Origin of the sequence: Streptomyces sp. NPDC020996 (assembly GCF_040641355.1) — a bacterium.
GTDB lineage: Bacteria > Actinomycetota > Actinomycetes > Streptomycetales > Streptomycetaceae > Streptomyces.
Genome location: NZ_JBFADM010000002.1, coordinates 241,692 through 263,023, shown reverse-complemented (window position 1 = coordinate 263,023; position 21,332 = coordinate 241,692). Strand labels below are relative to the sequence as shown.

The following is a 21,332-nucleotide window of genomic DNA, read 5'->3' as shown; positions in this document are numbered from 1 at the left end:
TCCGCGCGGCGGGACATCACACACCAGCCTGCGCTCAGGAGCAGGCGCGGACATCACATAAACGGGTGAGCGCCATGGCCCCGTTCTGGGGAGGCGTCGCTCCCCCATTCGGGGGACGTACCACTGCCTGCCGAAAGAGGGGGGAGCCTGTTCCCTCACCCGAAGGGGGGAGCAGGTCCTCACCCGTTGGCGGGTGCAACGCCCTTCTCCCCCTGCGGAAAGTGGACCGCGCAGGGATGTCCCGGCCCGGCCCTCCCGGTGGGAGCGGCGGAGCCGGGGCCACCGGGCCGCCGGCCCAGTCTCGGCAGCCCGGCCCATGGCCCAGCAGCAGAGGTAGGTGCCTCACATGGCCGGTCGTTCCACGTCACGTTCCAGGCTAGCCGCCCGCGCCGGAGCAGCCGTCGCGGCGACGGCTCTGGCCGTCGGGCTCTCGGGCACAGCCGCTCCGGCGGGCTCCGGAGCGCTACGCGATTCCGAATGGGCGTTGCACGCCCTCAAGGCCGACCGGGCCTGGGAGACCTCCAAAGGGGAGGGCGTGACGGTAGCGGTGATCGGCACCGGCGTCGACGCCTCCCATCCCGACCTGCGGGGCCGCGTGGTCAGGAGCAAGGACGCCGACGGCACGCACGACGAGGGCTCCGCCCCGGTCCAGGGCACCCACGCGGCGGGCGTGATCGCCGGAACCGGACGCAACTACGGCGGCGACGGCCTGGTCGGGCTCGCTCCGGAGGCGCGCATACTCCCGTTCCGGGTCTACCGCGACAACACGGCCCTGACCGCCGCGACCGCCAGGGCGATCATGGACGCGGCGCGGCAGGGGGCCGAGGTCATCGACGTCACCGTCGGCTTCCGCCGCCCGAGCGACGACCTCAGGACGGCCGTCAAGTTCGCGGCCGACCGGGACGCCCTGGTCGTGGCCGGTGCGGGCGACACGGGCGGGAAGGGGAACGCGGTGACCTACCCGGCCGCCTATCCGGAGGTCCTCTCGGTCACGGCGGTCGACAAGAAGGGCACGGTCTGGCCGGACTCGCACCGCGGCAAGGACGTGGACCTGGCGGCGCCGGGTGTCGACATCCTGACCACCGCCAGGAGCCACGACTACTGGACCGGCACCGGCACCGGTTTCGCGGCGGCCTGGGTGGCGGGCTCGGCCGCGCTGCTGCGCTCCGACCACCCGAAGTGGACCGTCGAGCAGGTCACCCGGTCACTGACCGAGACGGCCACCGAGCGGGGCAGGGCGGACTGGAACGCGCGGTACGGCTGGGGGGCCGTGGCCCCCGCGGCCGCGCTGTCGCAGCGTGCCGCCCCGTCCGGCTCCGACGCGGCCGCGCCGGCGAACGCCCAGGCGGCGGACATCGGCGTCCGTCACGCCTCCGACACCGGGCCGATCCTGGTCGTGCTGGCCGTGGCCGCGGCGACGCTCGTCCTGGCCGTCGCCGCCTGGTTCCTGATCCGCCGCAGCATCACCGCGTCGGACGACGAATGACGACCCGGTTGAGCGACCGCGCCCCCGAGCGCGCGCGCCCCGAAACACCGGCCCCGGGGCGCGCGCTTTCCCATCCGCTACGGGTGCGGCTGACGGCTCTGCTGGCCTCACTCGGCCTGCTCGTGGCGGTCGCCGCGGCAACGGCCACCGCCCCGTTCCTCCCGGCCCCGGGCACCGGCGCCGCCCCGCCCCGCGCCCTGCCGGAGCCGCGTCTCCCCGCCACGGCCCGCCTCTACACCGCCCCGGACACCCCGGCCGCGGGCTGGGCGCGCGAACACGCCGACGACCACCGGGCGGCGGTCATCCGCAAGCGCATCGCCTCCCGGCCCCAGGGGACCTGGTTCACCGACGCGGACCCGTCGCAGGTGGAGAGCCAGGTGCGCGCCGTGGCCGACGCGGCCCGGGCGCGGGGCGAGCTGCCGCTCCTGGTGGCGTACGCCGCGCACCGCCGCGACTGCTCCGGGCACAGCAGCGGCGGCACCGGCGATCTGGCCTCCTACCGTGACTGGATCAGGGGCTTCGCCCGCGGGATCGGCTCGACGCGCGCGCTGGTGATCCTCGAACCGGACGCCCTCGCGCTCACCGACTGCCTCAACGCCCGGGAGCGGAAGATCCGCTTCGCGTCCCTGTTCTACGCGGGCCAGGTGCTCCGCCGCGACGCCCCGGGCTCCAAGGTCTACTACGACGCCGGCAACTCCGGCTGGCAGCCCGCCCGGACCATGGCCGACCGGCTCAGGCGCGCCGGTGCCACCCGCTACGCGGACGGCATCGCGCTGAACGTGTCCAACTTCAACCGGACCCGTGACGAGATCCGCTACGGCCGCTCGGTGCTCCGGGAACTGGACAGCACCCGCCTGACCATGGTGATCGACACCAGCCGCAACGGTGCCGGTCCGGCCCGGGGCCACCGCGCCTGCGATCCGGCGGGCCGGCGCCTGGGACGGGCCCCGACGACCGACACCGGCGTGCGCGGCGTCGACGCCTACCTGTGGGTGAAGCCGCCGGGCCAGGCCGACGGGTGCGCGGCGGCCGCGGGGACCTTCGACGCCCGGTACGCCTACCTGCTCGCCCGATAGTCGGACATAAACCCCACATCATCACCTTCAGCACATAACCCATATAAGTAACCAAACGGCCGAATTCGGGCTACTTCAATTGAGGTAGCCCGAATTCGGCCGTTTAGTGTGCATGGAATTCGACCGGTCGCAGGAAGATTTGACCAGAACTCTTTTCCTAGTGTCGTGGGCAACGCAGCAAGAAGTCCGAAGGAGCCCACCGCCCATGAAAAGAGTTCTCGTCGTGGAGCCTCATCCGCAGGTACGGGCGGCCCTTTCCGATCTCGTAGAGGACGAGCCCGGATGTGAACTCGCGGGGGCCTTCACCACCATCGCCGAGGCAATGCCACTGGTCAGTGAGCTAATGCCGGACGTGGTCCTGATCGACGCGGACACGCCGGACCGGCAGGCCCAACGACTCGGCGAACTCCTTCCCACGGCATTTCTGGTCTTTATTTCGACCGCCACCGAGCCGTGTGAGGAGTGCCCGGAGCCGTCGGCAAAAACACCCGGCATCGGCATCCTCAAGTCCGACGTAATCGAATTCCTCAGGAGTCTTACCTCATGAATTCCCCCCTGGGAAAGAACAACGACTCGACCAATCCCATGCCCGAATCCGCGGCCGCTGAGAAGAAGCCGGGTCGTGGTCGGCGGCGGCTGGTGCTGAGTGTCACGGCAGCGGCTGTGACGGCCGCCGCGATCGGCGGAACCGTCACCGCGTTTACAGTGGATTCCGTGAGCGGCTCCTCCAAGGAGAACACCGTTTCCGGGGTGCACGGCGCGCTGCACACCAAGGGCGGCGACATCGTCGACGCCAACGGCAAGAAGGTAGTGCTGACCGGCGTCAACTGGTTCGGCCTGGAAACCGGCACGTTCGCGCCGCACGGACTGTGGACCCGCAACCTCGACTCCATGGTCGAGCAGATGGTCGACACCGGGTTCAACACCCTCCGGCTGCCGTACTCCAACGAGCTGTTCGACGCCAAGAGCAAGCCCAACGGCATCGACTTCAAGCAGAACCCCGAGCTCAAGGGCCTCAACGGCCTGCAGATCATGGACAAGGTCGTCGACACGGCCACCAAGCACGGGATGATGGTCATCCTCGACCAGCACCGCCCGGACCAGTACGGGCAGAGCGAGCTCTGGTACACCGAGAAGGTCCCGGAGAGCAAGTGGCTGTCCGACTGGAAGATGCTCGCCGAGCGCTACAAGAACAACGACAAGGTCATCGGCGCGGACCTGCACAACGAGCCGCGCGGCCAGGCCACCTGGGGTGACGGCAACCCCAAGACCGACTGGAAGATCGCCGCCGAGAAGGCCGGCAACACCATCCACTCGGTCAACCCCGACTGGCTGATCTTCGTCGAGGGCAACGACAACTACAAGAACGAGACCACCTGGTGGGGCGGCGAGCTGCGGGGCGTCAAGGACCACCCGGTCAGGCTCAAGGAAGCCAATAAGGTCGTGTACTCCGCGCACGACTACGGGCCGGGCGTCTACAACCAGAACTGGTTCATGGACAAGAACTTCCCGAACAACATGCCCGCCTTCTGGGACAAGCACTGGGGCTTCGTCAAGAAGGAGAACATCGCTCCCGTGCTGCTCGGCGAGTTCGGCGGCAGGAAGAGCGCGGGCAAGAGCACCGAGGCCGTCTGGCAGCAGAGCCTGATGCAGTACCTGAAGAAGAACGGCATGAGCTACACCTACTGGTGCTGGAACCCGGACTCGGGTGACACCGGCGGCGTTCTCCAGAACGACTGGAAGACGCTGGACCAGGGCAAGAAGGACCTGCTCTCCGTCTACCAGGAGCGACTGCCGGAGGCGAAGAAGACGGCGGATTCCTCGCAGCGGTAATCGCGGCGATCCCCTTCACAGCGGTGATCCACCGCACACCACCGGGTGACCGGTGAGCGTGAGAGGCCGCGGGCATTCGTGCCCGTGGCCTCTCAGCCGTACCCGCCCGCTTCCGCGGTGCCGCCGCCCGGGCGGCGGCGACCGGGGCGATGCGGCCGAACGCCTCCGTCACGCCGACCACGGGTAGTCGTCCACAACGACGAGACCTTGGGCGAGTTCACCGGACGGCACGAGCCCCAGCCGCAGGGCGTGGGCGACCGCCTGCGTCCGGCTGTGCACGCCGAGCTTGTCGAAGATGTGGCTGACGTACGTCTTCACTGTCTGCTGCCCTATGCCCAGCTCGCGGGCGATCTCCTTGTTCGCCTTGCCGCGGGCCAGCATGACCAGTACCTCGGACTCGCGCTCGGTGAGACGCTCCGGCCCGCCCGCGCCGTTGACCTGGTCCACCAGGCGGGCGACCGCCGCGCTGGACACGTACGTCTTGCCGGCCGCCGCGGCCTTCACCGCGTGCCGCAGTTCGTCGGCCTCCGCGTTCTTCAGCAGGAAACCCGTCGCGCCCGCCCGCACCGCCGCCATCACGATGCCCCCGTCGAGCGCGCTCGTCAGCGCCACGACCCTGACCTCGGGCAGTTCCTCGCGGATCTGCTCCGTGGCCTCGATGCCGTCCATGACGGGCAGCATCAGGTCCATCAGCACCACGTCCGGGCTCAGCTCCCGGGCCAGGCGAACAGCCTCCCGGCCATTGGTCGTCTCACCGGCCACCGCGATCTCACCGTCAAGGCTCAGGAAGTCCCGCAAGCCCTGCCGGACCACCGCATGGTCCTCCGCGATCAGAACATGCACTGCCACTGATGATCTCCGTTGTCGAGCACCGGCTCGCGGCGCCACCACGACTGCTGCGCGGTACGTGCGCGCGGCCGACACGGCCGGCATCGTCCCTGCGTTCCCTCCACTTCCCAGACAACAGGGAACATGAACGGATTCTTAGGACATACCGGGAACCCGCGGCGGCCCGCGCTCATTCCACACCCGGGGATGGGAGGCGAGCGCCGCGCCCGCGGAAGACGGCGCGGTCCGGCCCCGCGCTCCGCGCCCGCAGGCCCTCGGCGCTCCGCCGGCCACGGCCACCACGGGCGCCGGCCGCGGAACGGGAGCGGGCCGCGGCCACTCGCGGAGCCTGCCGGCCCATACGGTCAGGCACTCGGCGAAGCGCTCGCAGTACGGCAGCGCCAGCAGCACCAGCGCTCCGGCGATCCAGCCGCCCAGGGCGTCGCTGAACCAGTGGTAACCCTGGTAGACGGTGGTCAGCCCGACCGCGAGGGCGGCCAGCGCGGCCAGCGCCCCCGCCGCTCTGCGGCGACGCGGGGCGAGGTGGGCCAGCGTCCCCCACACGACGACGCTGTTGGCCGTGTGCCCGGACGGGAACATGTCGCCGCCCCGGAAGAACTCGGGGGATCCAAAAGCGTGCGCGTAGTCGGGCCCCACACGCCCGGTGCCGAGTTTGACCGCGCCGACGCTCACGTTGAGCAGTACCAGCGCGGCCAGGAGGACCAGCAGCGGGCGCGGGTCCCGGCTGCGCCGGAAACGCCACCCCAGCCACGCCGCCGCCACGGTCGCCGTCGGACCTCGCTGCCCCGCGACGACGAGGACGCCCAGCAGCCCGGCCGGCTGCGGCCATTGCCGGTACGGCCGCCACATGGCCACGCGCCAGTCGAACTCCAGCAGGGGCGAGCGGGTGAGCACCGCCGCTAAGACGGCCGCGTACATCCCGGCCGCGAGCGCGAAGAGGGCCGCCGTGCGCCCGCCGCCCCCCGGCCTCCGCCGGCGTTCACGCCGAACGGAACGGTACGGCGGAAGGGCGCCACGCACTCCTGGGACGAACAGACCCCGTCTCGGGGGAAGGGGCATGATGCCCATATCGCACTCCCAGCCCCTCGGGAAGTCCGACCGTGCGGCCGGAATCCGGATGCGGCGCGATGCAACGGCACATACAGGGAATTCGGCTTCACATACCGGGAATTCCCGTTTTGCCAAATATATCCTCGGGGGCCGATGGCGACCACACGGCCGCCTGCGCCGAAGCGCCCCCCGACGGCCCCGCCCGGCCGGCCGGGCGGGGAAGCGCGCGGCCGGCCGGGGCGGGAGAGGCGCGCGGCCGGTTGGCGGGTGCCCACGGCCGGCCGGGCGGGGAAGCGCGTGGCCGGCCGGGCGGGAAGACCCACGGCCCACCGGCCAGGGAAGGCGCGCGGCCGGCCGGGAGGGGGAGGCGCCGCTCAGGACGTGCCGCTCCCCGTCGCCGTCAGCGGTGCGCCGTCCGGGTCGTCGACGACCGCCGAGGACAGCGGGATCGGCGTGAACATGGGGGGCTCCTCGTCCGGCGTCAGCGCGGTCGGGCCGTAGACCCAGTCGGTGAACGAGTAGTCGTAGGTGTCCCGCGCCCGCATGATCGCGTTGCGCTGCAGCCGTGGCGTGCCGTCGAGGTGCCACAGCTCGCCCCAGACCCGGCCCGTGCTCTGCACCCGGCGGCAGTGCTCCACCCGGACCGCCTCGTACGCCACCAGCGCGGCGTCCCAGTCGGGCCGGGTGCCCGCTTCGGCGGCCCCGGCCAGCCGGGCGTAGTGCTCGGCGAGCACCCAGCCGTCCTCGATCGCCATGATCGCGCCCTGCGCCATGTACTGCAGCGGCGGGTGGGCGGCGTCGCCGAGCAGGGCGATGCGCCCGTGCACCCAGGTCTCGATGGGGTCGCGGTCGAACATCCGCCACCAGCGGTCCCGCCACATCAGCGGGATGCCCTTGCGCACGGTGTCGCAGGTGGCTTCGAAGGCCGCGTCCAGTTCGTCGGGCGTGCCCCAGTCGTCCTGGCCGGCCAGGGCCTTGGGCGACTCGAACACGGCGACCTGGTTGAACATGTCGCCGCCGCGCAGGGCGTACTGGACGAAGTGGCAGCGGGGGCCGATGTAGACGGTGACGTCCTTCTCGGCGACGCCGTTGTCCCGGACCTGCTCGATCGGGACGGCGGCGCGGTAGGCGACGTAGTTGGAGCTGACCACGTCGTCGCCGACCAGCAGGCGGCGGGCCACGGAGTGCAGTCCGTCGGCCGCGATGACCAGTTCGGCGGCCTCGACGCGGCCGTTCTCGAGGAGGACCCGGGCGCCGTCCCCGGTGTTCTCGTAACCGATGACCGTCTGGTCGGTCAGCAGCTCGACGCCCGCGCGCTCGCAGGCGCGCAGGAAGATGCCGTGCAGGTCGCTGCGGTGGATGACCATGTACGGGAAGCCGTAGCGGCGTTCGAGGTCGCGCAGGTCGAGCCGGGTCAGTTCCCGGGAGTCGAGTGCGTCGCGCATGACCATGTTCTCGGGGACGACGCCGAGTTCCTTGGCCTCGTCGAGCAGGCCGTACTGGTCGAGGATGCGGGTGCAGTTGGGGCCGATCTGCAGGCCGGCGCCCACCTCGCCGAACTGCGGGGCCCGTTCGAGGACGCGCACGCGCAGTCCCTGGCGGGCCAGGGCGAAGGCGGAGCTGAGGCCGCCGATGCCGCCGCCGACCACGAGGACGTCGGGCCGCCCGACGGGGGTGGCTTGGGGTGTCATGATCTGTTCCTTCGGTCGCGGGGCGGGCGGGCCCCGGGTCAGAGCCAGGCGCCCAGAGCGGGGGCGGGCGTGCCGTCTGCGGTGAGCGGGCCGGCGTCCCGCCCGGTCAGGTAGGCCGCGATGGCGTGCAGCCGTCCCGTGACCGGGACGGCTTCACCGGCGCCCGGCAGGTGCCACGCGGCTCCGGTGGCCGGGGCGCGCAGGGTCACGGCCGGGCCGGGGGCCGCGGCGCGCTTGGCGACGACGTCGTCGCACAGGGCGGTGAGGAAGTCGTCCGGCAGGTCGGCGAACGTCACGCCGTTCGCCAGGTCGACGGCGTGCACGCACACCTCGCGGGAGCGCAGCCAGGGCACCTCGGTGGCCGGCACGGTCCGGCCCTGCGCGGTGACGACCTGCGCGCGCCACCGCTCCTCGTCGAGAGCCGCCATCCCCTGCTCCAGCGCGTCCGCGGAGTCGTGCAGCCACGCGGCCAGCTCGGCGGCCGGCAGGGCGCGGCCCCGTTCGATGCCGGCGGCGCGTTCCTCGGGCGAGGCGTACATCGGTGTGGGTTCGCCGGTGGCGGCCCAGTGCACCAGGTTGGACAGCGCCTCGGCGTTGGCGGCGACGTGCGCCGTCACGTGCGCCCGGCTCCAGCCGGGCAGGGCGCTCGGCGCGGCGAAGGCGTCGTCGTCCAGTCCGGCGGCGGCCTTGATCACCAGCTCGGTGCCGAGCCGGGCCCAGCGGCGGGCGTCGTCGAAGGTCCGGGACATCAGGAGGCGTTCTCCTTGACGACCCGGTTCTCCAGGCGGCCGATGCCGTCGATCTCGGCGACGACGGTCTCGCCGCCGAGGAGGTAGCGCTCGGGCCTGCGGGCGTGGCCGACGCCGCCGGGGGTGCCGGTGGCGATGATGTCGCCGGGGTTGAGGCGGACGATGGTGGAGACGTACTCGACCAGGTCGACCGGGTCGAAGAGCAGGTCGCCGGTGGTGTCGGACTGCATGACCTCGCCGTCGACGAGCAGGCGCACGTCCAGCGACGGGCGGACCCCGCCCGGCAGTTCGTCGGGGGTGACGAGGTACGGGCCGACGGGCGTGGTGGAGTCCCACACCTTGCCCTGCAGCCACTCGCGGGTGCGGAACTGCCAGTCGCGGCAGGTGATGTCGTTCAGCACGGTGAAGCCCGCGATGGCGCGCTCGGCCTCCTCGCCCCGGGCCCGGCGCACCGGCGCTCCGACGACGACGGCGAGCTCGACCTCCCAGTCGAACTGCCCGGTCTCCTCGGGGCGCACGATGTCGTCGCCAGCGCCGATCAGCGAGTCGGCGAACTTGGCGAAGAGGGTGGGGTGTTCGGGCAGGTCGCGGCCCATCTCCTGGATGTGGTTGCGGTAGTTCAGGCCGACGCAGACGATCTTCGACGGCCGCGGGACCAGCGGCGCGAAGTCGGCGCCGGCCAGGTCGTACGCCTCACCGGTCGCCGTGGCGGCGCGCTCGGCCCAGCCCTCCTGGGCGAGCAGGGCGCCCAGGTCGGGGACGCCGAGGTCGACCAGGGTGTCGCCGTCGAGCCGGACGGCCCGGGTGGTGCCGCCGGTGCGGAGGGTGGCGAGCTTCATCGGGTGGTTCCTTCCACGTGGGTGCGGTCGAGCCGGAGGGCCTCGAAGATCGGGGCGTCGCTGAACCGGAACAGGTCCAGGGCGCCGGAGTCGGAGTCGGTGGCGCCGGCCTCGGAGCGCACGGAGAGCGGCTGCCAGGACGGCACGACGAACAGGTCGCCGCGGGTGACCGACCAGGAGGTGCCGCCGACGGTGACGGTGCCGGAGCCGTCGAAGACCTGGTACACCGACGAGCCGGTCCCGCGCACCGGCGCGGTCTCGGCGCCGCGGACGATCCGGTGCATCTCGGCGCGGATGGTGGGCAGGACGTCGGCGCCGGTGGCCGGGTCGGTGAAGCGGACGGCCGCGTGACCGGGCTCGACGGTGCCGGCGAAGCCCTCGGCCTCCAGGGCGAGCTGGTCGGCCAGGGCGCGGTCGGTGTGCTCCCAGCGGTAGGCCAGCAGCGGCGAGCCGGGGGCGGTGGCGCCCACGGAGAGCGGGCGCAGGCCGGGGTGGCCCCACAGGCGTTCGGAGCGGGAACGCTCGGGGGTGATCCGTTCCGCGACGGTGATCTCGTCCCGGCCGAACTCGAAGAACTGGCTCTCGGTGGCGTACTGGAAGGGGATGTCCAGTCCGTCGATCCAGGCCATCGGCTCGGCGGTGGCGTTGTGGTGGGCGTGCCAGTTCCAGCCCGCCTGCGGGAGGAAGTCGCCGCGCCGCATGGGCACCGGGTCGCGTCCGACGACCGTCCACACGCCCTCGCCCTCGACGACGAAGCGGAAGGCGTGCTGGGTGTGGCGGTGCTCGGGGGCGTCCTCGCCGGGCATCAGGTACTGGATCGCCGCCCACAGCGTCGGGGTGGCGAAGGGCCTGCCGCCGAGGGAGGGGTTGGCCAGCGCGATGGCCCGGCGCTCACCGCCGCGGCCGACGGGGACCAGGTCGCCGGCCTGGGCGGCCAGTTCCCGCAGCCGCTGCCAGCGCCACAGGTGCGGCACGGCGCGGGAGCGCGGGTGGGCCGGCATGAGGTCGCCGATCTCGGTCCACAGCGGTACGAGCAACTCGCTCTCGAAGCCCCGGTACAGCTCTTCGAGCGCCGGGGTGACCTCGGGCTGCCCCTCGGCGGTGACGGCCTGGAGCCGGACCGGGGAACCGGTTGCGTTGTCTTGGGCGATGGAGGACTGAGTCACACTCCGCAGGGTGCAGTGTGTCCTCCAGGAGAACAGATAGATTCTGGAAAGCAGAATTCAGCCGGAATCCAGCAAGCCCGGCGACCCGGAGGACCAGCGATGGACAAGCCGCTCAAGACGCCGCCGCCGTATCCCATCGCCAGCGTGGACCACGCGCTGCGGGCGGCGACCATCCTGCAGATGGAGGGCGGCGCGACGGTGTCGCAGATCGCCGAGCGTCTGGGCGTGGCCCGGTCGACCGCCCACCGGGTGCTGGCGATGCTCGTCTACCGGGACTTCGCCGTGCAGGACGAGGACCGCGTCTACCGGGCGGGGCCGGTGCTGGAACTGGCCGCGCACTCCCAGTCGCTCGTGTCGCGGCTGCGCGCCGCGGCGCTGCCCCACCTGCACCGGGTCGTCGACCTGCTGGACGAGACGACGAACCTGACCGTGCGCACCGGGGACACGGCCCGCTTCATCGCCAGCGTCGAGTGCCGGCAGGCGCTGCGGGTCGGCTCCCGGGAGGGCATGGTGTTCCCGGCCCACCGCACGACGGCGGGGCTGCTCCTGCTCGCCGACCTGACCGACGCGGAGCTGGAGGAGGTCTACGCCCCCGAGCGCTACCGCGACCGTCCGGCCGACCGCCCTGAACTCGGCCGGCTGCGCACCGAGCTGAGGCGTCTGCGCCGTAACGGGTTCGCGGTGAACAAGGAGCGCTCCGAACGCGGCCTCGTGGCCGTCGGCGTGCCGGTGCGCGACCGGGACGGCACCGCGGTGGCCGGTCTGTCGGTGTCCATGCCCAGCGTGCGCTACGACCCCCACCGCCTCCAGTCCCTGGCCGCGACTCTGGCCGCCACGGCGCACGCCCTGGAGAAGGACCTGGAGAAGGACCTGGAGAAGGACCCGGCCGAGCCCACCACCTCACCCTTCTGACCCGACTGCCCCCTCGCTGACCTGGCCCTGCCGCTGAGCGGACACCGGAGCGGATGCCGGAGCAGACTCTCTTTACATGATGGTTGTTCGGCTTAGGTTGCGAACAAATCATTGACGTGACGTAAAGCGAGTGTCATTCTCCACGGCATCGCGCCGGACTCGCGTCGTGCCCTGCCTCCCCCACCACGCACGCGGAGCCGAACCGTTCCACACGCTCGAGGCTCCCCCCGTGGGACGCCCGCCTTCCCCAGCCAGGGAGAAAAACAGCAATGACGCTCAACAACGGGACGACGACGTCCCAGGGCCCAACCGCGGGGGCCGCCCGGACGCCGGGCTACGCGGGAACACTGGCTGCCGCCTGCAGCGCGGTCTTCGTGGCCCAGGTCGCGAACGCGCTGCCGGCCTCGCTCAACGGGCTCTTCCAGGAGGACCTGCACACCCACGGATCCCAGCTCACCTGGATCACCGCGGCGTTCATGATCGCCGTGGTCTGCTTCGAGTTCACCTTCGGCGTCCTCGGCGACCTGTTCGGCCGGCGACGGCTGGTCGTGGCCGGCACGCTCCTGGTCGCCGCGGGCAGCAGCGTGGCCGCGCTCGCCCCCACCGTCCAGGTGCTGTGGATCGGCGCCGCCCTGAACGGACTCGGCGCCGGCGCCATGTTCCCCGGCTCGCTCACCGCGATCACCGCCGTCACCCGCACCATGCGGGCACGGGCGCACTCCGTGGCCGTCTGGAGCGGCTTCCTGTCCGCGGGCGCGGCCGTCTCGCCGTTGCTCGGCGGCATGTTCGCCAAGATCGGGTCGTGGCGGGGTTCCTTCTGGGTCCTCGTCGGGCTCGCCCTGGTCAGCACGGTGCTCACCCTGGCGCTGGCCACGGAGTCGAAGGCGCCCGAGGGCCGCAAGCTCGACGTGCCCGGTCAGATCGCCTTCGCCATCGGTCTCACCCTGGTCCTGTTCGGCGCGGTCGAGGGGCCCGAGTCGGGCTGGACCACGCTTCCCGTCCTGCTCGCCTTCGCCATCGGCATCTGCTTCCTCGCCGGGTTCGTCGTCGTGGAGCTTGGGGCCGAGTCGCCGATCTTCGACCTGAAGCTGTTCCGCAACCGGGCCTTCGCGGTGTCGTCCGTCGTCGCGGTCATCGGCATGCTCGCCTTCCTCGGCGCCTGCTTCGCCACCAGCATGTGGCTGGGTCCGGTGCAGCACCAGGACCCGATCCGCGTCGCGATCCCCTTCCTGCTCCTGCAGGGGCCCACCTTCCTGCTGATCCCGATCGTCTCGCGCCTGCTCCACCGGGTCGCCCCGTCCTGGCTGCTGACCAGCGGTTTCGTCCTGATGGCGGTCGGGTCCCTGCTGTGCACCCGGCTGGACGTCACCGACCCGGACCTCGGGGCGTTCGTCGCGCCCGCCCTGCTGATCGGCATCGGCTTCGCCCTGACCGTCAGCTCGGTGACGGCCGTGGCGCTCAACAGCGTGCCCCTGAACCTGGCGGGCATGGCGAGCGCCACCACCAACATGCTGCGGGACCTCGGCTTCGCCCTCGGCCCCGTGGTCGTCGGCGCGGTCGCCCTGAGCAACGCCGGGTCGGCGTTCGCCTCCAACCTGCCCGGCGCGCACCTGCCGCCCGCGCAGGAGGCGGCGGCACGCCAGATCGCCGAGGCCGGAGGCCCCATCGCCGTGAACAGCCTGCCGTCCGTCGTCCCCGGCTCCGCGGCGCACGGGGTGGCCCTCGAGGCCCTGGGCAGCGGCTTCAGCACCGCGTACCTGGTGTGCGGTGTGGCTGCGGCGATCGCCGCACTGCTGACCGCCGTCGGCATGATCGGAACCCACAAGCACCGCTCCGGCGAGCACGAGGAGATCCCCTCCACCGCGCCCGAGGGCGACGGCAGGCAGGAAACAGCCCTCACCCGCTGACCCACCAGGCGACCCGGTCTCCGGCGCGAGGCGTACCACCCCGGGGCCCGGAGACTCCCCGCACGTCACCGCACGTCACCGCGCATCTCCGTACGCCGCCGCGCGGGCGACAGGGCACCGGCCACCACGGCCGGTGCCCTGCGCATGTCCGACCCGCCGAGCCCACGCCGGGCGGCGACGGGGAGGCCGGAAGGGCGGAAGGGTGGAAGGGTGGAACAGCCCGTTCGACGGCCGTTCGTCCTGCGCCCCGCGGATGCCGGCAGAAACTGGGAGGTGCACCTCGGGCTCGTCAGCACGCGCCCGGAGAAGCTGTACGGCACGGGCCCGGACAACTTGTGGGCGCTCTCGAGTGACTTTCCGCGGCCGGTCGCGCCGCACATCAGCCGACGTCGATCACGATCTTGCCCTGGGCGGTGCCGCTCTCCACGGCCGCGTGGGCGTCGGCGACGTCGGCGAGCGTGAAGTGCCGCGGGTCGAGCAGCGGCCTGAGCGCCCCGGCGTCGGCGAGGGCGGCGGCCTCGCCCATGATCTCGCCGTGGTGCTCCCGGCCGTGCCCGGTCAGCAGCGGCAGCAGGGTGAAGACGCCGGAGTAGGTCGCCCCGCGGAAGGACAGCGGCGCGATGCTGTGGGTTCCCCAGCCCAGGGCGCTGACCACGTGGCCCGTGTAGGTGCGCACCGCCGCGAAGGAGTCGTCGAGCACGGACCCTCCGACGGTGTCGAAGACGACGTCGAAGCCCTCGCCACCGGTGTACTTGGCGACGTACTCGTCGACGGAGGAGGAGGTGTAGTCGATCGGCGTGGCCCCCAGGCGCTCGACGACCTCCCGTCGCGCGGGCGACGCGGTGGCGAAGACCTCGGCACCGCGGGCCCGGGCGATCTGCACGGCCACATGCCCGATCCCGCCGGCCCCGCCGTGGACGAGGACCTTCTGCCCCGCGTGTACCCGTGCCCTGTCGACCAGGCCCTCCCAGGCCGTGATGAAGACCAGGGGGAGGGCCGCGGCCTCGCGCAGGGTGAGGGCGGCCGGCTTGCGGGCGATCAGGCGGGCGTCGACGGCCGCGTACTCGGCGAGCGAGCCCTGCACGGCACCGACGCCCCCGGTCATGCCGAAGACCTCGTCACCGGGCGCGAAGCCGTGGACGCCGGGGCCGACCTCCTCGACCACACCGGCCAGATCCAGGCCGAGGACGGCCGGCAGCGTACGCCGGGCGTGGGCGGCCTTGCCGGCCCGGATCTTGGTGTCCAGCGGGTTGACGCCGCTGGCTCCGACCCTGACCAGCGCCTGCCCCGGGCCGGGCGCGGGCTTGTCGATCTCGCCGAGGACCAGCGGGGTGCCGAACTCGTGCAATATCACTGCGCGCATGACTGCGCCTCTTTCCTGTCGTACCGGGTGGATATGGGCCGGCGCGTGCACCGGGTGCGCTCAGGTGTGGCCGGCGACGTGCCGCGGCCTTCGCCTCCTCCGTCGAGCAGTGCGGTGATGACGCCGTTCCCGTTGGACGACTCGGCGAACGCTCCGTGCCCGAACACGATCGTCGGCTCGGCCGAGGCGGTCGTGGTGATGCTCATGGCCGGCTCCTCTTCATCTGCGCGGGCATGCGGCAAGCCTGTTCCGGCGCCGGGCCGCCCGCATCCGTGGGCCCCGGCGGGAGTCCCCGGTGTTCGGGCCCGGGCACGGCGACCGTGCGCCGACGGCAATTCTAGACACGATGTTGGACAACGTGTCCAATCTTGCTTAGGCTCCGACGACAGCGCAGTTCAGCGCCTTCTTCATCCGGACTCGAGAGTGGAATCGCAGTGAGTGCTGGTGGAACGACCCGTCCGACCCTCCTCCTGGTGCACGGGGCGTGGCACGGCTCGTGGTGCTGGGAGAGACTGACCCCGATACTCGAAGCCGACGGCTGGACGACCCGGACCGTGGACCTCCCCAGCGCCGGCTCGGGGGCCGGCGTACGGGACGACGCGCGCGTGGTGCTGCAGGCTCTGGCCCGGATCGACGGCCCGGTGGTCGTGGTCGCCCACTCCTACGGCGGTGTGCCGGCCACCCAGGCCGTCGCCGAGGCCGCCCACGTCTCGCACGTCGTGTACCTGGCGGCCTACCAACTCGACGTCGGCGAGAGCCTGCTCAGCCACCATGGCGCGCCCCCGCCGGCGGATCCCGGCGGATTCCAGGCCGTGCCGGACCATCCGGTCCCGCTCTTCTATGCGGACGTCCCCGCGGCCGACGCGGAGGCGGCCGCCGGGCGCCTGGTACCCCAGAGCACGAGATCCTTCAGCGACACGCTGACCGCGGCCGGGTGGCACACCGTCCCCTCGACGTACGTCGTCTGCGAGCAGGACCGGGCGCTGCCGCCGGGCGACCAGGAGCAGCTCGCCGTCAGGTCCGGCTCCGTGCACCGCATCGCGAGCGGTCACTCGCCGTTCCTGTCGATGCCCGGGGAGTTCGCCCGCCTTCTCGCGAAGATCGCGTCCGGGTCGGCCGGGTGAGCCGTCTCCTGGACGCCGACGGGGGTGCGCCCCCCCCATGGCCCGACCGGCCGCGAGCCGTGCCTCCTCCCCCACGGGGGCCGTTTCCGCAGCTCCGTAGGATGGCGGCATGGCTTCCACCACGCGACGACGTTCCACCGCGGCCGACCGGCGGGCCTCACTCGAGCAGCGCATGGTGTCCGCGCTCGAGGAACTCCTGCGGGGCGGTCTGACCTACACCGAACTGAGCGTCGAGCAGATCGCGCACGCCGCGGGGATCTCGCGGTCGACCTTCTATCTGTACTTCCGCGACAAGGTCGACGTCCTGCTGCGGGTGAGCGGTTCGCTCAGGACCCGGAGCTACGAGATCGCGGAGGCGTGGGAACCCTGCGGGCCCGACGGCGGCGCCGACGGGCTGGCCCGCACCTACGAACAGATCATGCGGCACTACCGCGAGCACGCGGCCCTGCTGTCGGCCATCCACGAGGTGGCCGCCTACGACCCCGCGGTCCGCGACTCCTGGTCGGCGCACCAGGACCGCTTCGTCGACAACACGGTGGCGGTGCTGGAGGAGGAGCAGCGGGCCGGCCGCACGCCCGCGGACATCGATCCGCGGCTCGCCGCGCGGGTGATCGTCCAGGGGGGCGGCGAGGTCATCACCCGGCAGGTGGTCGGCGGCGACGGCAGCGACGACGCCGACGTGGCCCGGGAACTCGCCCACGGCTACTGGCACGGCGTGTACCGCCGCCCGGCGCTCAGGAACTGACCGTGGCGGCCTGGCGCCGCCCGGCCCGCCGCACCTACCCCGGCAACGGGGAAGCGACAGGGATGTACGGCGGGAAACCGTTCCTCGGGACTGAGCAGGAGTGATCCCAGTCAACCGCACGCCCCGAACGGTCTTGGGCGCTCCCCCACTGCCTCAAGGGCGTGGGAGGTGCCCCCAGGTCCCCGGCGTACTCAGCCCCGGGGCGATGGCACGCATCCTGCGCGTGGTCCGTTCCAGGCAGCCCGGTTCCCCGTACGACCTGGCCATATGGCTACGGCCAGAGGTGGCGAGGAGGCCCTGGACCATTACTCCGGTGGAGCAGGGGCCTCGCACACTGGCGCCGCACCAGGCGGCCCAGATCGTGCGGAAAACGCTATCGCGTTCCCCACGCGGCGCCGCAACCCCGCGAGCCGACCATCACACGATCGAGCTAAACGGACCTCATACTGTCAACGCTGAGCAGTGGCCAACCCCTTCAGGGGGCCTGGAGTTCGAACTCCGCGCGGTCCGACGTCACGCCGTTGATCTGCAGGGCGATGGCGTGCGGGCCCGGGTGGTGGCGGCGGGTGGTGAGGAGCCGGAAGGAGTGTTCCCGGGCCACCCTGATCGTCTCGTCCGGGGCGAGGGTGCGGGTCATGAGCTTGAACGTCCTGGTACTCCGCGAGCCGTCGGCCCTGTGGTGGTGGACCACGTAGTCGATCGCCGGCCGGGCGTCCTCGGCGCCGGTGTTGCGGATGGTCGCGGTGAAGCGGACGCTCCCGCCGAACGGAACACGGGTGCGGTCGAGCACCGGTCCGTCGACCTCGAGTGCCGCCGGGCGAAGCCGAGCAGTTCGAGGGCGCCGGGGTGGCCGCGTTTGACGAGCGTGCGCAGTCCGTGGCGCACCAGCCGTCCCGTCGTCGGGGCGGGGGCGCCCAGCCAGCGCCGGGCGGTGGCCACGGCGAGGTCGGCGTGGTCACGGCTGAGGTCGTCGAGGTGGTTGGCGACGGATCGCCGGACGTACTCGCTGTCGTCGCGGTGGAGGGCGTCGAGGACGGGCACGGTCGCGCCGGGGCGGGCGATGAGTTCCGGCACCCGGACCGACCAGGGAAGGTAGGGCCGGGTGCCCTACGAGGCGAGGCGGCGCACATCGGCGTCGGGTGACGCCGTCCATCCGGCGATGATCCCGAGCGCCCGGTCCAGGTCGTGCCGCAGCAGGACACGCAGGGCGAACTCGGAGGTCAGCCGCCCGGTGAGGTCGGCCAGAAGCGCCATGGCATCGTCGAAGGCGGCGTCGGTGCCCTCGGCCACGGCCTTCGCGGCGACGGCACTCGTGACCGGCCGGATGAGCCACCCGCCGAACTCCGGTACGGCGTCCCGGGCGGCTCGCACCACGCCCGCCGGCTCGGCGTAGCCGCCCGGTACGTCCGCGAGGAGGGCGTCGCGCCGCAGGTCGGCCCGTTCGCGCAGCGGGAGGGGGTCGAGCCGGTGCGCGGCCGCCCGCAGCGAGGCGGGTTCCATGCCGGGCAGCGCGGTGCGGACGGCCCGGGTCAGCAACCGCGCGGTGTGGCCGTTGACGAGTTCGTCGGAGAAGGGCATGGTCGTCTCCTCCAGGCGGTCAGGGCGCGACGTGCTGGAGCACGGTCGTGAACTGCCAGTCGACGGTGGCGTGGTCGATCGCCTCGTGCACGGGCGAGCCGCCCATCTCGCCGGTGATCCCGGCGGCTCCCGAGCGGGCGTGCTCGATGCTGTCGTAGGCGACGATGTCGAGGACCGTGCCGTCGTCGCGCACGACGATCCGGCGCCACTGGAAGCCGGGCCGGCCCTTGAGGTACTCGTTGACGTCCGTGTTCGCCGCGACGAAGTCCTCCGGCGTGAGGCCGGGCGCGGGGCGGAGGGTGGTCACTTCCAGGATCTCGGACATGACAGGGTGTCCTTTCCGACGGGGTGGCGGTTGCGGCTCGGCGGATGCCGTCCGCCCGCGGTTTCTCCAGCGTGCGTGCCGCCCGGTGGGGGGAAGGCAGGGCCCGCCCGGGTGTACGGCGCCCAGGAAGGGGCCGCGGTCCGGGCGGGGTGACGGGACGCTCAGGCCGGCTCCGCCATCGAGGCCAGATACGTCAGGGCCTCCTCGCTGCGGCTACCGGGCTCTGGGGTGCCGACGAGCAGTTGCTGGCCGGGAGCGTCGACCACTTCGAACGTCTGGTAGGTCAGCTCGACGCGGCCCACCTCGGGGTGCACGAACACCTTGAACTTCCGGGTGAGGCCCGCGACGTCGTGGTCGGCCCACAGCGCTCTGAACTGGGGTGAGGCCGCACTGAGTTCGGCGACGAGGTCGGTGATCTCCGCGTCGTCCGGGAAGCGCCCCGCGTTCAGGCGCAGCGCGTACACGCTGCTGCTCAGCTGCAGCTCCCAGTCGGCGAACACCTCCTTGGCCCGGGGGTCGGTGAAGAGGACACGCGGCATGTTCCGCTCGGTGCCGAACGGCGACAGCAGCGCGTCGGCGATCGGGTTCGCCGCGAGCACGTCGAGGGCCGGGCCGAGCACGTATGCCGCCGCCTGGGCGAAGGTCTCCAGCAGCCGCAGCAGCGACGGGTGCACGAGGTCCCGGGGACTGTCGGGGCCCAGCCGGGGATTGAGCCCCGCCAGCCGGAACAGGTGCTCGCGTGCCTCGGGCGCGAGGCGCAGGGCGTGCCCGAGGGCATCGATCACCTGAGCGGAGGGGTTGCGCTCGCGTCCCTGCTCGAGACGGGCGTAGTAGTCCGCGCTGACCCCGGCGAGCACGGCGACCTCCTCGCGCCGCAGGCCGCGGACGCGTCGCCCGGAGACCCCGCCGGCCAGCCCCGCGTCGCCCGGCTCCACACGCGAGCGGCTCGCGCGGAGGAAGGCACCGAGCTCGTTGTCACGTGGGGTCATGTCACCGATGCTAGCCCCGCCCGCCGGGTCGGCGATCCGCTGGTTCGGGACCGTCAGCCGCCTGATCACGGACGCTCTCCCGCCCCCGCCCTCGCGGCGCCCCGGTCAGGCTCCCGGAATGACATACGGCATGTCCAGCAGGATCCGGTGCCCCACGATCTTCCACTCGCCGTCGATCCGGCGCAGGTCGGTGTCGTAGTACCCGGACTCGATGGGTTGCACGGTGCCCTGGGAGCCGAGGGTGCCCTCCGCCCAGCCGCCCTCGGGGCGCGCGGCGGCCTGGACGCGGAAGACGATGAACTGGGCGTTCATGTGGGCGCGGTCACCGTCCACCTCGATGATGTGGTCGGCGGTCACATGGTGGCTGGAGCCGCCCACGGGGTGCGGGGCCATGTGGTGGTCCACCGCGTACTCCACGGCCGCCCCGCCGATCATGGGCGGCGCGACCGGCGCGTGGCTGCCGGGGCCCGTCCTGGAGAAGCTCTGCACGACCGCGTCGTCGGTGAACAGCGCCCCCTGGGTCTTGCCGTCGCGCTGGTCCGTGGCCCGTACGTAGCGCGCCAGAACCTCCTGGATCTCGCGCTCGTCGCTCATGGCGGCCCTCTCTTGTCGTACCGGGAGACCCGTCCGGGATCCGGCCGGCGTCTCTCACCGGTTCCCCCCAGCCTCCACCCGCGCCCCACGGCGAAGAAGGGCGCGTGAGCCTGGGTGTGCGGCACCCAGGCTCATGGTCTCTTCCCCGACCTCCGCCGATGCGGTGAAGTCGAAGGCGCGACAGCCGCTGTCTTGGCACATCTGAAGGAGCACGCATGCCCACGCCAGCAGAATCGAAGACCGTCCTGATCACCGGCGCCAGCAGCGGCATCGGCGAGGCCACCGCGCGCCGGCTCGCCGGGCTCGGCCACCGGGTGCTCCTCGGCGCCCGCCGGACCGACCGCCTGGCTGCCCTCGCCGGAGAGCTTCGTGCGGCCGGCGCCTCGGTCGCCCACCGCGAACTCGACGTGACCAGCCTGGACTCCGTGCGCGCCTTCGCCGCCGCCGGCGTGGAGGAGTACGGCGGTATCGACGTGCTGATCAACAACGCCGGCGTGATGCCGTTGTCACCGATCGAGGACCTGCGCATCGCCGAGTGGGAACAGATGATCGACGTCAACCTGCGCGGGGTGCTCCACGGGATCGCCGCCGTGCTGCCTCAGATGCGGCGGCAGGCAGGCGGCCACGTCGTCAACGTGTCGTCGGTGTCGGGGCACCGGGTGGATCCGACCGCCGCCGTCTACAGTGCCACCAAGTTCGCCGTGGCTGCCGTGTCGGAGGGGCTGCGGCAGGAGAGCCGGGACATCCGGGTCACCGTCGTCAGCCCCGGATTCACACAGAGCGAGTTGACGCACCGCGGTGGATCGCCGGAAGCCCAGGGTGCCGCCCGTACGGCGGCTGAGCAACTGGCGATCCCCGCCTCGGCCATCGCCGACGCGATCGCCTTCGCCATCGACCAGCCGGCGAACGTCGACGTCAACGAACTGATCGTGCGCCCCACCGCCCAGGGCTGACGGCCGAGGCGCCGGGCCGCTCCGTGCCTGACGGTGGGACGGTCGGCGGTGACGCCGGTGGTCACTGTGTGGATGACGGGCTGCGGCCACGGGCCGCCACAGG

Annotated in this window: 22 protein-coding genes; 9 read left to right on the top strand and 13 right to left on the bottom strand. The window is 72.2% G+C overall.

The genetic code is table 11. The features are described from left to right. The first annotated feature begins 535 nt into the window (after positions 1–535). The 4 genes from AB0G63_RS02590 (at position 536) to AB0G63_RS02575 (ending at position 4,395) form a co-directional block, all read left to right on the top strand. The gene (locus AB0G63_RS02590; RefSeq protein WP_360743006.1) at positions 536–1,486 is read left to right on the top strand and encodes a S8 family serine peptidase; all 951 of its coding nucleotides are present in this window, start codon (positions 536–538) and stop codon (positions 1,484–1,486) included. Positions 1,487–1,569: 83 nt separating this feature from the next. Next, on the top strand, positions 1,570–2,562 hold the full coding sequence (locus AB0G63_RS02585) for a glycoside hydrolase family 6 protein (protein ID WP_360743003.1): 993 nt from the start codon (positions 1,570–1,572) through the stop codon (positions 2,560–2,562). A 205-nt stretch (positions 2,563–2,767) separates the two neighbouring features. Then, positions 2,768–3,109, top strand: a complete 342-nt coding sequence (locus AB0G63_RS02580) for a DNA-binding response regulator (protein ID WP_360743000.1) — start codon at positions 2,768–2,770, stop codon at positions 3,107–3,109. A 167-nt stretch (positions 3,110–3,276) separates the two neighbouring features. Continuing rightward, positions 3,277–4,395 (top strand): glycoside hydrolase family 5 protein, encoded by a 1,119-nt coding sequence (locus AB0G63_RS02575; protein ID WP_360742997.1) that lies wholly within the window; start codon positions 3,277–3,279, stop codon positions 4,393–4,395. A gap of 168 nt (positions 4,396–4,563) precedes the next feature. Here the strand turns inward: AB0G63_RS02575 and AB0G63_RS02570 are convergent, their stop codons facing one another. The 6 genes from AB0G63_RS02570 to AB0G63_RS02545 form a co-directional block, all read right to left on the bottom strand. Continuing rightward, entirely contained in the window at positions 4,564–5,244 is a 681-nt protein-coding gene (locus AB0G63_RS02570; RefSeq protein ID WP_360742994.1) for a response regulator transcription factor, read from the bottom strand. Between the two features lie 135 nt (positions 5,245–5,379). Then, positions 5,380–6,162 carry a phosphatase PAP2 family protein gene (locus AB0G63_RS02565; protein WP_360742989.1) on the bottom strand — a complete coding sequence of 261 codons (783 nt, stop codon included), beginning with the start codon at positions 6,160–6,162 and terminating at the stop codon, positions 5,380–5,382. 506 nt (positions 6,163–6,668) lie between these two features. Further along, complete coding sequence (locus AB0G63_RS02560) at positions 6,669–7,985, bottom strand: FAD-dependent oxidoreductase (protein ID WP_360742986.1); 1,317 nt, start codon at positions 7,983–7,985, stop codon at positions 6,669–6,671. 38 nt (positions 7,986–8,023) lie between these two features. Next, the gene (locus AB0G63_RS02555; RefSeq protein ID WP_360742983.1) at positions 8,024–8,734 is read right to left on the bottom strand and encodes a maleylpyruvate isomerase family mycothiol-dependent enzyme; all 711 of its coding nucleotides are present in this window, start codon (positions 8,732–8,734) and stop codon (positions 8,024–8,026) included. Continuing rightward, a complete protein-coding gene (locus AB0G63_RS02550) occupies positions 8,734–9,573 on the bottom strand; it encodes a fumarylacetoacetate hydrolase family protein (protein ID WP_360742980.1) in 840 nt (279 codons plus the stop codon). The genes AB0G63_RS02555 and AB0G63_RS02550 overlap by 1 nt, the downstream gene beginning before the upstream one ends. Next, the gene (locus tag AB0G63_RS02545; RefSeq protein WP_360742977.1) at positions 9,570–10,739 is read right to left on the bottom strand and encodes a cupin domain-containing protein; all 1,170 of its coding nucleotides are present in this window, start codon (positions 10,737–10,739) and stop codon (positions 9,570–9,572) included. The genes AB0G63_RS02550 and AB0G63_RS02545 overlap by 4 nt, the downstream gene beginning before the upstream one ends. A gap of 99 nt (positions 10,740–10,838) precedes the next feature. Between AB0G63_RS02545 and AB0G63_RS02540 the strand changes: the two genes are divergently transcribed. Continuing rightward, complete coding sequence (locus tag AB0G63_RS02540; protein ID WP_360742974.1) at positions 10,839–11,651, top strand: IclR family transcriptional regulator; 813 nt, start codon at positions 10,839–10,841, stop codon at positions 11,649–11,651. Between the two features lie 269 nt (positions 11,652–11,920). Beyond that, complete coding sequence (locus tag AB0G63_RS02535) at positions 11,921–13,558, top strand: MFS transporter (protein WP_360742971.1); 1,638 nt, start codon at positions 11,921–11,923, stop codon at positions 13,556–13,558. Positions 13,559–13,937: 379 nt separating this feature from the next. Here the strand turns inward: AB0G63_RS02535 and AB0G63_RS02530 are convergent, their stop codons facing one another. Further along, positions 13,938–14,921 (bottom strand): zinc-dependent alcohol dehydrogenase family protein, encoded by a 984-nt coding sequence (locus AB0G63_RS02530; RefSeq protein WP_360742968.1) that lies wholly within the window; start codon positions 14,919–14,921, stop codon positions 13,938–13,940. Next, positions 14,909–15,127: a hypothetical protein gene (locus tag AB0G63_RS02525; protein WP_360742965.1), complete on the bottom strand. Its 219-nt coding sequence runs from the start codon at positions 15,125–15,127 to the stop codon at positions 14,909–14,911. Before AB0G63_RS02525 ends, AB0G63_RS02530 begins: the two co-directional genes overlap by 13 nt. A 228-nt stretch (positions 15,128–15,355) precedes the next feature. On the opposite strand from AB0G63_RS02525, the gene AB0G63_RS02520 reads away from it, so the two are divergent. Next, on the top strand, positions 15,356–16,045 hold the full coding sequence (locus AB0G63_RS02520) for an alpha/beta fold hydrolase (RefSeq protein WP_360742962.1): 690 nt from the start codon (positions 15,356–15,358) through the stop codon (positions 16,043–16,045). Between the two features lie 109 nt (positions 16,046–16,154). Then, a complete protein-coding gene (locus tag AB0G63_RS02515; RefSeq protein WP_360742959.1) occupies positions 16,155–16,790 on the top strand; it encodes a TetR/AcrR family transcriptional regulator in 636 nt (211 codons plus the stop codon). Positions 16,791–17,265: 475 nt separating this feature from the next. Here AB0G63_RS02515 and AB0G63_RS02510 read toward each other — a convergent pair whose 3' ends face one another. The 5 genes from AB0G63_RS02510 to AB0G63_RS02490 all read right to left on the bottom strand — a co-directional run bounded on the left by AB0G63_RS02510 (position 17,266) and on the right by AB0G63_RS02490 (position 20,276). Next, positions 17,266–17,580, bottom strand: a complete 315-nt coding sequence (locus AB0G63_RS02510; protein ID WP_360742956.1) for a hypothetical protein — start codon at positions 17,578–17,580, stop codon at positions 17,266–17,268. A gap of 317 nt (positions 17,581–17,897) precedes the next feature. Beyond that, the gene (locus AB0G63_RS02505) at positions 17,898–18,368 is read right to left on the bottom strand and encodes a hypothetical protein (protein WP_360742953.1); all 471 of its coding nucleotides are present in this window, start codon (positions 18,366–18,368) and stop codon (positions 17,898–17,900) included. 19 nt (positions 18,369–18,387) lie between these two features. Continuing rightward, positions 18,388–18,693 (bottom strand): hypothetical protein, encoded by a 306-nt coding sequence (locus AB0G63_RS02500; RefSeq protein WP_360742950.1) that lies wholly within the window; start codon positions 18,691–18,693, stop codon positions 18,388–18,390. A gap of 161 nt (positions 18,694–18,854) precedes the next feature. Continuing rightward, positions 18,855–19,682 (bottom strand): helix-turn-helix transcriptional regulator, encoded by an 828-nt coding sequence (locus AB0G63_RS02495; protein ID WP_360742947.1) that lies wholly within the window; start codon positions 19,680–19,682, stop codon positions 18,855–18,857. Between the two features lie 105 nt (positions 19,683–19,787). Beyond that, the gene (locus AB0G63_RS02490; protein WP_360742944.1) at positions 19,788–20,276 is read right to left on the bottom strand and encodes a nuclear transport factor 2 family protein; all 489 of its coding nucleotides are present in this window, start codon (positions 20,274–20,276) and stop codon (positions 19,788–19,790) included. 215 nt (positions 20,277–20,491) lie between these two features. Here AB0G63_RS02490 and AB0G63_RS02485 point away from each other — a divergent pair, with 215 nt between their 5' ends. Then, positions 20,492–21,229 (top strand): SDR family oxidoreductase, encoded by a 738-nt coding sequence (locus AB0G63_RS02485; RefSeq protein WP_360742941.1) that lies wholly within the window; start codon positions 20,492–20,494, stop codon positions 21,227–21,229. Positions 21,230–21,332: the final 103 nt, after the last annotated feature.

What these genes read in the sequence shown, in the direction of transcription:
- AB0G63_RS02490 (WP_360742944.1), bottom strand. Translation starts at nt 20,276, where the DNA reads ATGAGCGACGAGCGCGAGATCCAGGAGGTTCTGGCGCGCTACGTACGG.
- AB0G63_RS02580 (WP_360743000.1), top strand. Translation starts at nt 2,768, where the DNA reads ATGAAAAGAGTTCTCGTCGTGGAGCCTCATCCGCAGGTACGGGCGGCC.
- AB0G63_RS02555 (WP_360742983.1), bottom strand. Translation starts at nt 8,734, where the DNA reads ATGTCCCGGACCTTCGACGACGCCCGCCGCTGGGCCCGGCTCGGCACC.
- AB0G63_RS02485 (WP_360742941.1), top strand. Translation starts at nt 20,492, where the DNA reads ATGCCCACGCCAGCAGAATCGAAGACCGTCCTGATCACCGGCGCCAGC.
- AB0G63_RS02525 (WP_360742965.1), bottom strand. Translation starts at nt 15,127, where the DNA reads ATGAGCATCACCACGACCGCCTCGGCCGAGCCGACGATCGTGTTCGGG.
- AB0G63_RS02565 (WP_360742989.1), bottom strand. Translation starts at nt 6,162, where the DNA reads ATGTACGCGGCCGTCTTAGCGGCGGTGCTCACCCGCTCGCCCCTGCTG.
- AB0G63_RS02495 (WP_360742947.1), bottom strand. Translation starts at nt 19,682, where the DNA reads ATGACCCCACGTGACAACGAGCTCGGTGCCTTCCTCCGCGCGAGCCGC.
- AB0G63_RS02560 (WP_360742986.1), bottom strand. Translation starts at nt 7,985, where the DNA reads ATGACACCCCAAGCCACCCCCGTCGGGCGGCCCGACGTCCTCGTGGTC.
- AB0G63_RS02500 (WP_360742950.1), bottom strand. Translation starts at nt 18,693, where the DNA reads ATGTCCGAGATCCTGGAAGTGACCACCCTCCGCCCCGCGCCCGGCCTC.
- AB0G63_RS02515 (WP_360742959.1), top strand. Translation starts at nt 16,155, where the DNA reads ATGGCTTCCACCACGCGACGACGTTCCACCGCGGCCGACCGGCGGGCC.
- AB0G63_RS02535 (WP_360742971.1), top strand. Translation starts at nt 11,921, where the DNA reads ATGACGCTCAACAACGGGACGACGACGTCCCAGGGCCCAACCGCGGGG.
- AB0G63_RS02530 (WP_360742968.1), bottom strand. Translation starts at nt 14,921, where the DNA reads ATGCGCGCAGTGATATTGCACGAGTTCGGCACCCCGCTGGTCCTCGGC.
- AB0G63_RS02505 (WP_360742953.1), bottom strand. Translation starts at nt 18,368, where the DNA reads ATGCCCTTCTCCGACGAACTCGTCAACGGCCACACCGCGCGGTTGCTG.
- AB0G63_RS02540 (WP_360742974.1), top strand. Translation starts at nt 10,839, where the DNA reads ATGGACAAGCCGCTCAAGACGCCGCCGCCGTATCCCATCGCCAGCGTG.
- AB0G63_RS02550 (WP_360742980.1), bottom strand. Translation starts at nt 9,573, where the DNA reads ATGAAGCTCGCCACCCTCCGCACCGGCGGCACCACCCGGGCCGTCCGG.